Genomic DNA, 15,554 nt, shown 5'->3' on the forward strand with positions numbered 1-15,554 from the left:
GATGAAGAGAAATATGACCAAATTTCATACCAATAAGGGAGCAGGTTATTTTATGATATTTTTCCTCCTGCTCTTTTTGCTGTTATTAGCCCGATTTTTTTACATACAAGTAACAGGAACAGTGGACAATCATGATTTAAAGAAACTTGCTGAGCAGAAACATAGTAAAAAGGGAGTTCTCGAAGCGAATCGAGGAACAATTTATGATCAAAATGGTCATGTCCTAGCGCAAGATGCAAATTCTTATAAACTTGTAGCCGAGTTAAAAGGAGCTAACGCCGTTAAGGATAAAGAGGATACTGCAAAGAAAATTGCAGGAGTACTCGGAAAAGATGAAGATAAAATTTTAGCTACTTTAAATAAAGAAGGCAAAAGTCAAGTGGAATTTGGAACATTGGGTAAGGACTTGACGAAAGAAAAGAAAGAACAAATAGAAGCATTGAAATTGCCGGGAATATCTTTTATTACTGAAAATGCGAGAGTTTATCCAAACGGTGATTTCGCATCTTACGTCATAGGTCATGCGAAACCTGATGAAAATGGAATCTCAGTCGGTCAATTTGGCTTAGAAAAGAGTTTGGATAAATATTTAGGTGCCTCTAATGGTGAGGTAGCTTATACAGGTGACCGTAAAGGAGTATCTCTTGACGGTGGGAAAGTGAATGTAAAGGCACCTAAAAATGGAGATAATGTGTATTTAACGCTTGATCAACGTATTCAAAGTTATTTAGAAGACGCAATGAAAGAAGCGACTAAACATTATGAACCAGAAAATTTAATAGGGATTGTTGCGGATCCGAAGACAGGGAAAATATTAGCGATGTCTAGTAAACCTAGTTATGACCCTAATGATCGTCAAATTAAATATTTCTTCAATGACGCCATTGCAAATGCGTTTGAACCGGGATCAACAATGAAGATTTTCACATTAGCGGCGGCCATTAATGAAGGTGTATACAATGGGCAAGACTTTTATCAGTCTGGTACATATCAAGTTGGTAATCGCAAAATAAAAGATCATAACGGCGGCGCTGGATGGGGTTCTATTACTTTTGATGAAGGGGTAGAGCGATCTTCAAATGTAGCGTTTGCGATTTTAGGGGATCAAAAACTTGGTCCAGAGCGTTTCCGAAAATATATTCACAGTTTTGGATTAGATGAAAAAACAAACATTGATTTACCTGGTGAAGGGTCAAATACAATTTTATTTGATCAACAAATACAACAAGTAACAACGGCATTTGGACAAGGTTCTACAGTTACACCAATTCAACTTGTACAAGCTGCAACAGCGATTGCAAATGATGGTAAAATGATGAAACCTTATACGATTGATAAAATTGTGGATCCAATAACAGGTAAAGTACAGCTAGAGCATAAACCAGAAGAAGTAGGAAAACCTGTTACCAAAGAGACAGCCGCGCAAGTAAGACAATTACTAGAACGTGTTGTTACATCACCGAAAGGAACAGGGACTGCATATAAAATTGATGGCTATTCAGTCGGTGGTAAAACAGGTACAGCACAAATTCCTGACGGGAAAGGTGGCTATATGACAGGAAGAGAGAATTATATATTCTCATTCTTAGGTATGGCACCGATGGACGATCCACAACTTGTTGTGTATGTGGCCGTTAAACAGCCGAAATTAAAAGATGATGAAAACGGGGCTAAACCTTTAGCTGATATCTTTAAATATGTAACGAAAAATAGTTTAGAGTATTTAAAGATTAAGCCAAATGAAGTAAAGGATCCGAAGAAATATGTGAAAGAGCAACAAACTGTCGTTCCGGATGTAACAGGAAAAACGATGGATGAAGCGAAAAAAGCAATTGATAAAGCAAAACTTCGTCCAATTGTATTAGGTGAAGGGAAAGTACAGCAGCAAGTGCCAAAAGCAACTGAACAAACATTAAAAGGTGATCGAGTCTTCTTAGTAGGAGATAAGCCTACAATGCCAAATATACAGGGATGGGCACTGCGTGATGTTATGAATTTAGCGAAAACATTAAAGCTTAACTTAAAACCTTCTGGTACAGGATATGTAACGGAACAAAGTGTGGCGGAAGGAACATTGTTGCAACCTGGTACAGAACTAGGTGTAACACTCGTACCACCACTTGAGCCACAGCAAGAAGCGGAAAAGCCATAATGGTAATAGGGAAGAAGTTCTAATTAAATAAGTACAAGCATATATTGGAACAAGCTAGGCGTAAGGGAGGCTTGTTCCAATATGCGTGTATCAAATGTAACAGTTAGGAAACGACTTATTTTTATACTTATATCGGGTATACTCATTTTCACCATCATCGATATTCGTCTTGGATATGTGCAATTTTTTCTTGGAAATATGTTAACAGATCGTGCGAAGGATTCATGGAGTCGTAATATTACTTTTGAACCAGAGCGAGGGAAGATTTTAGATCGAAATGGTGTGGAGCTTGCTACGAATAAAAGTGCACCGACCGTCTTTGTTGTGCCGAGGCAAATTGAAAAACCAGCAGAGACTGCAGAGAAGTTAGCTGCAGTATTAGGTGTGGAAAAAGATGATATTTATACGCGGATTACAAAAAAAGAGTCGATTGTAAGGCTTGATAAAGGCGGAAGGAAAATATCGCATGACAAAGCGAAAGAAGTACGCGGATTAAGTTTAAAGGGTGTGTATATCGCTGAGGATTCTATCCGGTACTATCCATTCGGTAATTTTTTATCACACGTATTAGGATTTGCGGGCAGTGATAATCAAGGGCTTATGGGACTAGAGAAATATTATGATAAAGAGTTAAATGGCGATAAAGGTCATGTGCGATTTTTTGCAGATGCGAAAGGACAGAGAATGCCTAACGTTGGAGATGATTTCAAAAAACCAGAAGCCGGCTTGAATTTAGGGTTAACAATTGATGCCCGCATTACGAGGATTATGGAAAGAGAAATGAATATTGCGGAATCGACGTATAATCCCGACGGTATGATAGCAATTGCAATGAATCCGAAAAATGGTGAAATTTTAGGTATGTCAAGTCGGCCAAGTTTTGATCCAGCAGATTTTCAAAGTGTTTCCCCGGAAGTATATAACAGAAACTTACCTGTATGGAGTACGTATGAGCCAGGGTCAACATTTAAGATTATTACATTAGCTGCAGCCTTGAATGAAAATTTAGTAGACTTAGAGAAAGATACGTTTTATGATGATGGGGCAGCTGAAGTTGGTGGAGCTAGATTGCGATGTTGGAAAGCTGGAGGCCATGGTAGCCAAACGTTTTTAGAGGTAGTTCAAAACTCTTGTAACCCAGGATTTATTGAACTCGGTGATCGTCTTGGTAAAGATCGATTGTTTAAATACATTCGCAATTTTGGGTTTGGACAGAAGACCGGAATTGATTTACAAGGTGAAGGTAGCGGGATTTTATTTAATTTAGATAAGGTTGGTCCAGTCGAGCAAGCGACGACTTCATTTGGGCAAGGTGTTTCTGTTACACCGATTCAACAAGTAGCAGCTGTAGCGGCCGCTGTAAATGGTGGAACTTTGTATCAGCCATATATAGCGAAAGAATTTATTGATCCGAAGAATAATCAAGTTGTCAGCAAAAAGACACCTGTTGCGAAAAGGGAAGTTATTTCCAAGGAAACTTCAGAGAAAGTTCGTTACGCATTAGAGAATGTTGTAGCGAAAGGTTCTGGTAAAGGAGCTTATATTGATGGATATCGTGTAGGTGGAAAAACTGGAACTGCTCAAAAGGTAAAAGACGGAAAATATTTAGATAATAACTATATTGTATCATTTATCGGTTTTGCTCCAGCCGACGATCCGCAAATTGTTGTTTATGTAGCTGTGGATAACCCAAAAGGAGTCACTCAATTTGGTGGAGTTGTAGCAGCACCTATTGTTGGGAATATTCTTCGTGACGCACTTCCTGTAATGGGAGTGGAACCGAGAAAAGAGCAAGTTGAGAAAGAATATAAATGGGGCGATACACCAACTGTGGAAGTTCCGAATTTAATTGGTATGAAAAAGAAAGATTTACAAACGCAACTTGTAGACTTGAAGCTTGATATAAGTGGTGATGGTGGGAAAGTAATTAAACAATCACCAGAAGCAGGAGCTAAAGTAAAAGAGGGTTCAAAAGTTAGAATTTACTTCGGGAATTAAAGGTAACTGATTGTGTTTTATGGTACAATTGGTGGAAGTGAGTTTTTTATAGGGAAATTGCTTTATTTGAGACGATAAGTGTCTCATTAATAAATAAATCTATTGATTAGACTATAGTAGCACTTACCTCCTATTTTTATATAACTAGGAGGTAACGTGTTACTTGCTAAAATAAGAGATAAATAAACAATGTAGAGAGGGTTTAGTGAAATGAAGTTGCATACACTTTTATCATGTTTGCATGATTTTCCAGTTGTTCCAAAAGAAAATCCAGAAATAACATCTATTGAAGCGGATTCACGTAAAGTGAAAGAGGGAAGCTTATTTATATGTATGAAAGGATATACGGTTGATAGCCATGACTTTGCTAAGCAAGCAGCCGCACAAGGAGCGGCTGCTATTGTTGCGGAAAGACCAATTGATGTTGACGTTCCAGTTGTACTTGTGAAAAATACTTTTCGTTCGCTAGCGGTTTTAGCTGATTATTTTTATGGCCAACCAACACACAAGTTACATTTAATCGGTATTACAGGTACAAATGGAAAGACAACAACATCGCATATTATGGATGAAATTATGCGCGCACATGGTCATAAAACAGGGCTAATTGGAACGATTAATATGAAAATCGGTGATGAAACATTTGAGGTGAAAAATACAACACCAGATGCACTAACACTTCAACAGACGTTTTCAAAAATGGTTGAACAAGGTGTGGATAGCACAGTAATGGAAGTTTCGTCTCATGCTTTAGATCTTGGCCGTGTACACGGATGTGATTATGATGTTGCAGTATTTACGAATTTAACACAAGATCATTTAGACTATCATAAAACGATGGAAGAATATAAACATGCGAAAGGGTTGCTTTTTGCACAGCTTGGCAATAGTTATCATCATAATCGTGAAAAATACGCTATATTAAACAGTGATGATCCAGTAGCAGAGGAGTATATGAGAAGTACAGCAGCTACTGTTGTAACATACGGTATAGATGTTGCAAGCGACATTATGGCACGAGATATCGTAATGACGAGTGGCGGTACAACATTTACACTTGTAACACCTTATGAAACTGTCAATGTTACGATGAAATTAATTGGTAAGTTTAATGTATACAACGTGTTAGCTGCTACAGCAGCAGGTCTGGTTTCAGGAGTGAGCTTACAAACAATTATTGATGTAATTAAAGAGCTTGCTGGTGTTCCTGGACGTTTTGAAGTTGTTGATGGTGGACAAAATTACACAGTTATTGTTGACTATGCACATACACCTGATAGCTTAGAGAACGTACTTAAAACAGCAAAACAATTTGCAAAAGGGAATGTATATTGTATCGTTGGTTGCGGTGGTGATAGAGATAGAACGAAAAGACCGATAATGGCAAGTGTCGCAACAGAATATGCAACGCATGCAATTTACACATCAGATAATCCAAGAAGTGAAGATCCGAAGGCTATTTTAGATGATATGGTAAATGGTGCAAATGGGAATAATTACGAGGTAATTATTGATAGAAAAGAAGCGATACATTGTGCAATTGCTAAAGCAAAAGATGCGGACATCATTATTATTGCTGGTAAAGGGCATGAAACATATCAAATTATTGGTAAGGAAGTTCATCATTTTGACGATCGTGAAGTCGCTAAAGAAGCAATCACGGAGCGTTTAAACAACGAAGAGTAACAGCATGAGAGGAGGACTACATGTGCTTGAACAAGGTTTATTAGTAACGGCCGGGGTAGCATTTTTAATTTCTGTTGCCCTTTCGCCATTATTTATTCCATTTTTAAGAAAGTTAAAGTTCGGACAGAGTATTCGTGACGAAGGACCGAAGTCACACCAAAAGAAATCAGGGACACCAACGATGGGTGGTATTGTCATATATGTATCCATGATGGTAACTACGCTCATTATGGCGATTAAATTTAACAACTTAGGTGCAGAAGTATCATTATTATTATTAGTTACATTTGGATATGGATTAATCGGATTTTTAGATGACTATATAAAAGTAGTTAAGAAAAGAAATCTTGGTTTAACATCAAAACAAAAATTGATTGGTCAGCTTGTAATTGCTATTGCGTTCTTTTTAATTGGAAAAGGGCAAGCATTTCACACTTATATTATGATTCCAGGAACGGATGTTGAATTCGAATTAGGCTGGGCATACTTTGTTCTTGTATTATTTATGCTTATTGGTGGATCGAATGCGGTTAACTTAACAGATGGTTTAGATGGTTTATTATCAGGAACAGCTGCTATTGCATTCGGGGCATTTAGTATTATTGCTGTGGCTCAAGAACAATTTGGTGTAGCGATTTTCTGTATGGCAGTTGTAGGAGCTGTACTTGGCTTTTTAGTATTCAATGCGAATCCAGCGAAAGTATTTATGGGCGATACAGGATCTCTAGCTTTAGGGGGAGCAATTGCAGCTGTAGCGATTTTGTTAAAACAAGAATTGTTACTCGTTATTATTGGCGGTGTATTCGTAGCAGAAACTTTATCTGTTATTATCCAAGTTATTTCGTTCAAAACAACAGGAAAGCGTGTCTTTAAAATGAGTCCATTACATCATCATTACGAATTATGTGGTTGGTCAGAATGGCGCGTTGTTGTAACGTTTTGGTCTGTAGGATTTTTACTAGCTGTGTTAGGAATTTATATCGGGGTGTGGATGTAATTGAAAACTATAACTGAATTTGAAAATAAAAATGTTCTTGTATTAGGTATTGCTAAAAGTGGTTATGCAGCAGCTGCTTTATTAAACGAATTAGGTGCAAACGTTATTGTAAATGATGGGAAACCATTAGCGGGTAACGTGCCTGCAGCTGAATTGCAAGCGAAGGGTATGGATGTTGTTTGTGGTGGACATCCGTTAGAATTGTTGGAAAGAAACATTTCACTTATCGTAAAAAATCCAGGGATTCCATATTCTAATCCACTACTAGTGGCGGCGAAAGAAAAGCAAATTCCGATTGTCACTGAAGTTGAATTAGCATATCGTATTTCAGAAGCTCCATTTGTTGGGATTACGGGATCTAACGGTAAAACAACAACGACAATGCTTGCGTTTGAAATGTTAAAAGAAGGCAAAAAGCACCCTGTTATTGCGGGAAATATCGGAACAGTAGCTTGTGAAGTTGCACAATCTGCAAAAGAAAATGAAGTTGTAGTTACAGAACTTTCATCATTCCAGTTGATGGGAGTAGAGACGTTCCAACCTAAAATTGCTGCATTTTTAAATTTATTTGAAGCGCATTTAGATTACCATGGAACGAAGGAAGAGTATGGTTTGGCAAAAGCGAATATTTTCAAAAACCAAACTGAAACAGATTATAGTGTAATTAATGCGGATGATGCAGATGTAATGACGTTATCGGCACAAAGTAAAGGACAAAAAGTACTATTTTCGACTACGAAAGAAATTGAAGATGGTGCATATATAAAAGAAAACGCTCTTTATTTTAAAGGCGAAAAAGTGGTTGAAGTAAGCGATATTGTTTTACCTGGTAAGCACAATTTAGAAAATATTTTAGCAGCGATGAGTATTGCGAAGCTACTAGGTGTTTCTAATGAAGCAATTACTGCTGTGTTAAAAAGTTTTACAGGTGTAAAGCATCGCTTAGAATATGTAACAACGATTAATAATCGTAAGTTTTATAATGATTCAAAAGCGACGAATATGCTAGCAACAGAAAAAGCATTGTCTGCATTTACACAACCGATTGTTTTATTAGCTGGCGGACTTGATCGTGGAAATGAATTTGACGATTTAATCCCATACTTTAAACATGTCAAAGCGATTGTAACATTTGGACAAACTGCGCCAAAATTAGTAAGAGCGGCTGAAAAAGCAGGATTAGATGTAATTGAAAGTGTCGATACTTTAGGTGAGGCAGTAGTGAAAGCTTACGCTCATTCTACGGATGGCGATGTAATTCTTCTTTCACCAGCATGTGCAAGCTGGGATCAATTTAAAACATTTGAAGAAAGAGGAGACATTTTTATACAAGCTGTGCATAAACTTATATAAAGTAAATCAAAACATCAGTAGGCTAACACCTACTGATGTTTTGTTACATAGGGCAAAAGGTTCTGCCTAAAGAGGTGGTGTTCATGGATAATGAAGAAAACGCCTGATTTTATTCTCATCATCGTTACACTTGCGTTGTTAACAATCGGAATGATTATGGTTTATAGTGCGAGTGCAGTTTGGGCCTCTTATAAAATGGGGGATTCATTCTTTTTTGCAAAAAGACAGTTGTTGTTTGCGAGTATTGGTGTAGTGGCTATGTTTTTTATAATGAAAATTGATTATTGGGTGTGGCGCACGTATTCAAAAATAATTTTGCTAGTTTGTTTCGTTCTTCTTATTCTCGTTTTAATTCCAGGAGTGGGTCTCGTTCGCGGGGGAGCACGAAGCTGGATTGGAATCGGGGCATTTTCCATTCAACCGTCAGAGTTTATGAAATTCGCGATGATTATTTTCTTAGCAAAATTTTTAGCGGAACGACAAAAATTAATTACATCTTTTAAACGTGGATTACTACCTGCTCTAAGTTTTGTATTTCTTGCTTTTGGGATGATTATGTTACAGCCAGATCTTGGTACGGGAACGGTAATGGTTGGGACATGTATTATTATGATATTTATCTCGGGAGCAAGGGTCTTTCACTTTGCAATGTTTGGTTTGCTTGGTGCAGCGGGATTTGTAGGATTAATTGCATCAGCACCATATCGAATGAAACGCATCACATCATATTTAGATCCGTGGTCGGATCCGCTCGGAAGTGGATTTCAAATTATTCAATCGTTACTCGCAATTGGACCTGGTGGTTTATTTGGGCTTGGACTTGGACAAAGTAGACAAAAGTTTCTTTATTTACCTGAACCACAAACAGACTTTATATTTGCAATCTTATCCGAGGAATTAGGTTTTATTGGCGGTTCATTTGTGTTATTATTATTTAGTCTATTACTATGGCGCGGGATTCGTATAGCATTAGGAGCGCCAGATTTATATGGTACGTTTTTAGCAGTAGGTATTGTGGCGATGATTGCGATTCAAGTAATGATTAATGTTGGTGTTGTAACAGGACTGATGCCTGTTACGGGTATTACTTTGCCATTTTTAAGTTATGGTGGATCAAGTTTGACCTTAATGTTAATGGCAGTAGGTGTATTATTGAATATAAGTCGCCATTCTCGCTATTAAACCCTGTTTAAAAGACAGGGTTTTTCGTATGTGTGGAAAATACAATATGTATATAGAAATAAATACGATTGAATAAGAACAGGGAAGTGGAGGAATTAGTAGTGCGAGTATTAGTAAGTGGTGGGGGTACTGGAGGACATATTTATCCAGCTCTTGCTTTAATTAGAGAAATAAAAAAATTAAATCCGGAAGCAAGGTTTTTATACATTGGTACAGAGAATGGATTAGAAAGTACCATCGTACCAAAAGCGGGTATTCCGTTCCAATCTATTGTTATAAGTGGATTTAAACGGAAAATATCTCTTGATAATGTAAAAACGGTGATGCGTTTCCTAAAAGGTGTTCAAGATAGTAAACGATATATTCGTCGTTTTAATCCTGATATTGTTATCGGTACGGGTGGATACGTATGTGGGCCAGTTGTATATGCTGCGGCTAAATTAGGTATTCCGACTATTGTACATGAACAAAATAGTGTACCTGGTGTAACGAATAAATTTTTAAGTCGTTATGTCGATAAAGTTGCAGTTTGCTTTGAAGCAGCTGCAGAACATTTTCCACAGTCAAAAGTGGTTATGACAGGTAATCCACGTGCATCAGAAGTATTGGATCAAAATGGAATGAAAGGAAAACGTTCGGTAGGACTATCCCTTTCTAAAAAATCCGTGCTTATTTTTGGTGGGAGTCGTGGGGCTAGACCAATTAACGATGCTTTTGTAGAAGCGATTGAACAATTTGGGAATAAAAGTTACGAAGTATTATATGTAACAGGCGAAGTACATTATGATAAAGTTATGGAAGCTGTGAAACAAAAAGGGAATCCGAATAATGTTATTATTAAACCTTTTATTCATAATATGCCAGAGGTACTGACTGGTGTAGATCTTGTTGTTTCAAGAGCAGGGGCTACAACGCTTGCAGAATTAACGGCATTAGGAAAGCCAAGTGTATTAATTCCGAGTCCGTATGTAACAAATAATCATCAAGAAAAAAATGCACGATCAGTTGTTGATAAAGGAGCAGCTAAAATGCTACTTGAAAAAGATTTAACATCTGAAACGCTTATTCGTGATATTGATGAAATTTTATTGGATACACAAACATTACAAAATATGAAACTGGCTGCTAAGCAACTTGGTATTCCAGATGCAGCAAATAAGCTATATGAGGTAATGAACAAGCTTATTAAAAAATAACATTAGGTGAACGCCCTGCATATTACTGTAATAAGGAGACTTAATATGGGGGAGATTGTCTATGGAACAATTAGTAAAAGAGCTTTTAGAAGCAAATGTTGGTCGCGTGTTAGCTAATGAACCGTTAGCGCGTTACACGACTATGAAAATAGGTGGACCAGCTGATATTTTAATTGTGCCAAAGCATGTTGCTGATATTGAGAAAACGCTAAAGTTAGTAAAGAAGTACAAGGCAGGGTGGACTGTAATTGGTCGTGGTTCAAATCTTCTTGTATCTGATCAAGGTATAGAAGGTGTGGTTATTCGTTTAGGAGAAGGATTAGACCACTTAGAAGTCGAAAAACATAAAGTAAGAGTTGGTGCTGGATATCCCCTTATTAAATTGTCAACTTTACTTAGTCGACAGGGATTAGCTGGCTTGGAATTTGCAAGTGGTATTCCAGGAAGTGTCGGTGGTGCAGTGTATATGAATGCAGGCGCTCATAAGTCCGACATATCGAGTGTACTAACGAAAGCTCGTATTTTGTTTGAAAATGGAACAATTAATTGGTTGACGAATACCGAAATGGGGTTTTCTTATCGTACATCTGTATTGCAAACGAAACGCCCTGGTATTGTTTTGGAAGCTGAATTCCAATTGGAGGTAGGCGAACGCAAGGAAATTGTAAGAAGCATGCAAAAGAATAAAGATTATCGCCGTGAAACACAGCCTTGGAATCATCCTTGTGCAGGAAGTATATTTCGAAATCCAGTCCCATATTTTGCAGGAGATTTAATAGAAAAAGCAGGGCTTCGTGGTTATACAATTGGTGGAGCTCAAATTTCTGAAATGCATGGGAATTTTATTGTTAATACTGGTGTGGCCTCAGCGCAAGATGTATTAGACTTGATTACATTGATAAAGCGTACAATTAAGGATAAATTTGGTGTTGATATGCATACCGAAGTAGAAATAATTGGAAGATAACGGTTATTCGTTCCGCTCATTATCATTTGTGTTATAATAAGAAGATAAGAACGGCATGAGGAACATGCCGTTTTTTATGTTACATAGGGGGATCGTACATGAAAAATAGTAAAGTGATTAAACTACAAGATCGTGTACCAAAGCTAAAGAATCAAAAGAAAAAGAATAAAAAACCTGTTAATCATCGGTTAATCTTATACATATCGATTTTATTTTTATTAGTACTCTTTTTAATTTACTTTCGGTCTCCACTTAGTAATATAAAAAAGATAAGTGTGTTTGGAAATCATTATATGACAGATGAACAAGTTATGAAGGAATCAGGTGTGACATATGACACGAGTTATTTCCGAGTAACGGCACATAAAGCAGAAGAAAACTTAACGAAACGAAAAGAAATTAAAGCGGTAAATGTAAAAAAGCGTTTCCCAAACAAAATTGATGTTCATATAGAAGAATATTTAACCATCGGCTATATAAACAAAGATGGGAAATTACAACCATTATTAGAAAATGGGAAAACACTAGATGTACTTCCAAATGGAAAACTTCCAGTTGCAGCACCAATTTTTGAACCGTTTAAAGAGGAAAAAATGAAGGAGTTAATTGCAGAACTAGAAAAATTAACGCCGACTATTTTAAGGTCTATTTCTGAAATTCGTTATACACCAACGAACGCAAATGAAGATCATCTTACTTTATATATGAATGAAGGATATGAAGTGAGCACTACTATTCAAAATTTCGCAAAGCGGATGGAAGCTTATCCACTTATTATAAAAACAATTGAACCTGGTAAGAAGGTGTTAATTGACTTAGAGGTGGGGGCTTATACGAAGGAACTAGGTGCTGAAGAAAAGAAAGAATAGAATGATAGTTTTCACTGCGTTATTACGTATAAAATGAAACGAATGTTCTTTTATATGAATGCTAATTTGCAAGAATGCTTAATTTGATGAAAAATATGTAAAAATTATTAGATTCATACTAGGATTGGTACAAGTTTCACTTTTCTATGAGTACATCTTAGTGTAGACTTATACTTGGCGGTAATCTTTACACTTGAAATAGAATTATTTCAAGATAAGCAGTTATTCACAGTTTACTGCGATATTCTTAAATGAATGTTAAATAAAAATAAGAAAAATATAGGGTTAAAAAAGGGAAACGTATAAAGACGTTGAATATTTTTCTTATAAATAGTAAAGTTGCGATTGTTGTTCCATATATTGAGTTGTATGGTATAAATAAAGAAGGAGGTGCCAAAGAATGAACAGCAATGAAATATATGTTAGTCTTGACATCGGTACATCCAATGTTAAAGTCATCATTGGTGAAATGGTTAATGACAGCTTAAACATAATTGGTGTTGGAAATGTAAAATCAAATGGTTTAAAGAAGGGATCGATAGTCGATATAGATGAGACTGTTCGATCAATTAAAAAGCTATTGAACAAGCTGAGCGTATGGTGGGAATCCACATTGAGCAAGTTGTAGTGGGTGTCAATGCAAACCAGGTACAGCTACTTCCTTGTCATGGAGTAGTCGCTGTTTCAAATGAAGATCGTGAAATCGGAAATGAAGATGTCTTACGCGTTCTAGATGCAGCACAAGTTGTGTCAATTGCTCCAGAACGTGAATTTATTGATGTGGTACCTCGACAGTTCATTGTAGACGGTCTTGACGAGATTAACGATCCACGCGGGATGATCGGTGTAAGATTAGAAATGGAAGGTACACTTATTACAGGCTCGAGAACTTTACTACATAACCTACTTCGTTGTGTAGAAAAAGCAGGTCTTGAAATTGTTGATATTTGTCTTCAACCTTTAGCGGCTGCAACAGTTGCAATATCTTCAGATGAAAAAAATAGAGGAGTGGCCCTTGTTGATATTGGGGGAGGCTCTACAACTTTATCTATTTTTAAAGATGGAGAGTTACAAGCAACGAGCGTATTACCATTAGGTGGAGATCATATAACGAAGGATATTGCGATTGGGTTGAAAACTTCAACTGAAAATGCAGATCAAATTAAGTTAAAATATGGACATGCTTTTTATGATACAGCATCTGAAGAAGAAATGTTTACGGTTCCTATTATGGGAAGCGATCAAACAGAACAGTATTCACAATTGGAATTATCGGATATTATCGAGGCTCGTGTAGAGGAAATTTTAATGTTTGTTCAAGATGAAGTGCACAAGTTAGGAATAAAGCAAGTTGCTTCTGGCTATGTACTAACTGGTGGAATTGCTTCTATGCCAGGTGTTCTTGATCTTGCATATGATATCTTACATGAAAATGTTCGTATAGCAACTCCTGATTATATTGGTGTGCGTGAGCCACAATATACAATGGGAGTAGGCTTAATTAAACACTCATATCAAAAAGCTAAATTACGTGGAAAAAATGTGCAGGAAAAGCAAGAGCATTTTGAACCAGTACCAGCACCAATGCCGGTACAACAGCAACCTGCGAAACAAAAAACTCGTAATCAAAACAATAATAATCAAAATGATGACCGTATGATGTCAAAAGTAAAACGTGTATTCCGTTATTTATGGGATTAAAATTGGACACGAAAAATGAGGTTCTAGGGGGATTTCGACATGTTAGAGTTTGATACTACTCAAGATCAATTAGCAAATATAAAAGTTATCGGTGTCGGCGGCGGCGGAAACAATGCTGTAAACCGTATGATTGAACACGGTGTACAAGGTGTAGACTTTATCGCTGTGAATACTGATGCACAAGCATTAAATCTATCAAAAGCTGAAACAAAAATGCAAATTGGTGGAAAATTAACGCGTGGACTTGGTGCAGGCGCAAACCCTGAAGTAGGGAAAAAAGCGGCGGAAGAAAGTAAAGAACAGATCCAAGAAGCACTTCGTGGTGCAGATATGGTATTCGTAACTGCTGGTATGGGTGGCGGAACTGGAACTGGTGCAGCTCCAGTTGTTGCTCAAGTTGCAAAAGAATTAGGTGCGTTAACAGTTGGTGTTGTAACACGTCCATTTACATTTGAAGGACGTAAACGTGCGACGCAAGCTGCATCTGGTATTGCGGCATTTAAAGAAAATGTAGATACACTTATTGTAATTCCAAACGATCGCTTATTAGAGATTGTTGATAAAAATACGCCGATGTTAGAAGCATTCCGTGAAGCTGATAACGTATTACGCCAAGGTGTTCAAGGTATTTCTGATTTAATTGCAACACCAGGTTTAATTAACTTAGACTTTGCAGACGTAAAGACAATTATGTCTAATAGAGGTTCTGCTTTAATGGGTATTGGTTCTGGTAATGGTGAAAATCGTGCTGCTGAAGCTGCGAAGAAAGCTATTTCTAGTCCATTACTAGAAACATCTATTGATGGAGCTCAAGGTGTTATTATGAACATTACGGGCGGCGCGAACTTAAGCTTATACGAAGTACAAGAAGCAGCAGACATTGTAGCTTCAGCTTCGGATCCAGAAGTAAATATGATCTTCGGTTCTGTTATTAATGAAGGATTAAAAGATGATATTGTTGTCACTGTAATTGCAACTGGTTTTGATGATAGTGCTGCGACGCAGCCGCCAAAACCAATTATTCGTCCGACTGCGAATCACACGCAACAGCAACAACAACCAGTAGCTCAACCTTCAAAACAACGTGAAGTTAAGCGTGAAATGAAACGTGAAGAGCCGGTTGTGCATGATCGTCATACAGATTCAGATGACATCGATATTCCAGCATTCTTACGTAACCGTCGTAGACGATAAAAGAAAAGGAGCTTTCATGCTCCTTTTTTGTTATTGGAATGAAAAAGATCTGCTTAGCAGGTCTTTTTTTTATTTGTAGATGAAGTTGTGAGAAAGAGGATGTAAATTTGCTTACATATAATTCAATTATTATGTATATAAGTAAGAAATTCATATTATTCTATGAAAAATACACTTTTATTTTTTACCGACAGATTATGTCTAGAAATCACAAAATAACAAAAAAACCCCTCCACCAATTGACACACTTTCCTATTGG

10 protein-coding genes and 1 pseudogene are annotated in these 15,554 nt (G+C 37.0%); all 11 read left to right on the plus strand.

Features of this window, described 5'->3' with window-relative positions:
* The first annotated feature begins 1 nt into the window (after position 1).
* The 11 genes and pseudogenes from CDB3_RS04910 to ftsZ all read left to right on the plus strand — a co-directional run bounded on the left by CDB3_RS04910 (position 2) and on the right by ftsZ (position 15,295).
* Positions 2 to 2,152 carry a penicillin-binding protein gene (locus tag CDB3_RS04910; RefSeq protein WP_483861144.1) on the plus strand — a complete coding sequence of 717 codons (2,151 nt, stop codon included), beginning with the start codon at positions 2 to 4 and terminating at the stop codon, positions 2,150 to 2,152.
* An 81-nt stretch (positions 2,153 to 2,233) separates the two neighbouring features.
* Positions 2,234 to 4,150: a stage V sporulation protein D gene (locus CDB3_RS04915; protein ID WP_002121911.1), complete on the plus strand. Its 1,917-nt coding sequence runs from the start codon at positions 2,234 to 2,236 to the stop codon at positions 4,148 to 4,150.
* 210 nt (positions 4,151 to 4,360) lie between these two features.
* Complete coding sequence (gene murE / locus CDB3_RS04920) at positions 4,361 to 5,836, plus strand: UDP-N-acetylmuramoyl-L-alanyl-D-glutamate--2,6-diaminopimelate ligase (RefSeq protein ID WP_128853653.1); 1,476 nt, start codon at positions 4,361 to 4,363, stop codon at positions 5,834 to 5,836.
* A 22-nt stretch (positions 5,837 to 5,858) separates the two neighbouring features.
* Entirely contained in the window at positions 5,859 to 6,833 is a 975-nt protein-coding gene (gene mraY / locus CDB3_RS04925; RefSeq protein ID WP_000893066.1) for a phospho-N-acetylmuramoyl-pentapeptide-transferase, read from the plus strand.
* Positions 6,834 to 8,186, plus strand: a complete 1,353-nt coding sequence (murD, locus tag CDB3_RS04930; RefSeq protein ID WP_128853654.1) for a UDP-N-acetylmuramoyl-L-alanine--D-glutamate ligase — start codon at positions 6,834 to 6,836, stop codon at positions 8,184 to 8,186.
* A gap of 90 nt (positions 8,187 to 8,276) precedes the next feature.
* Positions 8,277 to 9,368, plus strand: coding sequence for a stage V sporulation protein E (spoVE, locus tag CDB3_RS04935; protein WP_128853655.1), 1,092 nt, complete (start codon positions 8,277 to 8,279; stop codon positions 9,366 to 9,368).
* Positions 9,369 to 9,469: 101 nt separating this feature from the next.
* A complete protein-coding gene (gene murG / locus CDB3_RS04940; RefSeq protein WP_128853656.1) occupies positions 9,470 to 10,564 on the plus strand; it encodes an undecaprenyldiphospho-muramoylpentapeptide beta-N-acetylglucosaminyltransferase in 1,095 nt (364 codons plus the stop codon).
* A 61-nt stretch (positions 10,565 to 10,625) separates the two neighbouring features.
* Entirely contained in the window at positions 10,626 to 11,531 is a 906-nt protein-coding gene (gene murB / locus CDB3_RS04945) for a UDP-N-acetylmuramate dehydrogenase (RefSeq protein WP_128853657.1), read from the plus strand.
* 98 nt (positions 11,532 to 11,629) lie between these two features.
* Positions 11,630 to 12,400, plus strand: a complete 771-nt coding sequence (gene divIB, locus CDB3_RS04950) for a cell division protein DivIB (RefSeq protein WP_128853658.1) — start codon at positions 11,630 to 11,632, stop codon at positions 12,398 to 12,400.
* Positions 12,401 to 12,800: 400 nt separating this feature from the next.
* Positions 12,801 to 14,101, plus strand: a pseudogene (gene ftsA, locus CDB3_RS04955) (cell division protein FtsA).
* Positions 14,102 to 14,140: 39 nt separating this feature from the next.
* Positions 14,141 to 15,295: a cell division protein FtsZ gene (gene ftsZ, locus CDB3_RS04960; protein ID WP_097830915.1), complete on the plus strand. Its 1,155-nt coding sequence runs from the start codon at positions 14,141 to 14,143 to the stop codon at positions 15,293 to 15,295.
* Positions 15,296 to 15,554 lie beyond the last annotated feature (259 nt).

Origin of the sequence: Bacillus sp. CDB3 (assembly GCF_002081505.1) — a bacterium.
In the GTDB taxonomy this organism is placed as follows: Bacteria; Bacillota; Bacilli; order Bacillales; family Bacillaceae_G; genus Bacillus_A; species Bacillus_A cereus_AT.

What these genes read in the sequence shown, in the direction of transcription:
- CDB3_RS04910 (WP_483861144.1), top strand. Translation starts at nt 2, where the DNA reads ATGAAGAGAAATATGACCAAATTTCATACCAATAAGGGAGCAGGTTAT.
- divIB (WP_128853658.1), top strand. Translation starts at nt 11,630, where the DNA reads ATGAAAAATAGTAAAGTGATTAAACTACAAGATCGTGTACCAAAGCTA.
- spoVE (WP_128853655.1), top strand. Translation starts at nt 8,277, where the DNA reads ATGAAGAAAACGCCTGATTTTATTCTCATCATCGTTACACTTGCGTTG.
- murE (WP_128853653.1), top strand. Translation starts at nt 4,361, where the DNA reads ATGAAGTTGCATACACTTTTATCATGTTTGCATGATTTTCCAGTTGTT.
- CDB3_RS04915 (WP_002121911.1), top strand. Translation starts at nt 2,234, where the DNA reads ATGCGTGTATCAAATGTAACAGTTAGGAAACGACTTATTTTTATACTT.
- murB (WP_128853657.1), top strand. Translation starts at nt 10,626, where the DNA reads ATGGAACAATTAGTAAAAGAGCTTTTAGAAGCAAATGTTGGTCGCGTG.
- ftsZ (WP_097830915.1), top strand. Translation starts at nt 14,141, where the DNA reads ATGTTAGAGTTTGATACTACTCAAGATCAATTAGCAAATATAAAAGTT.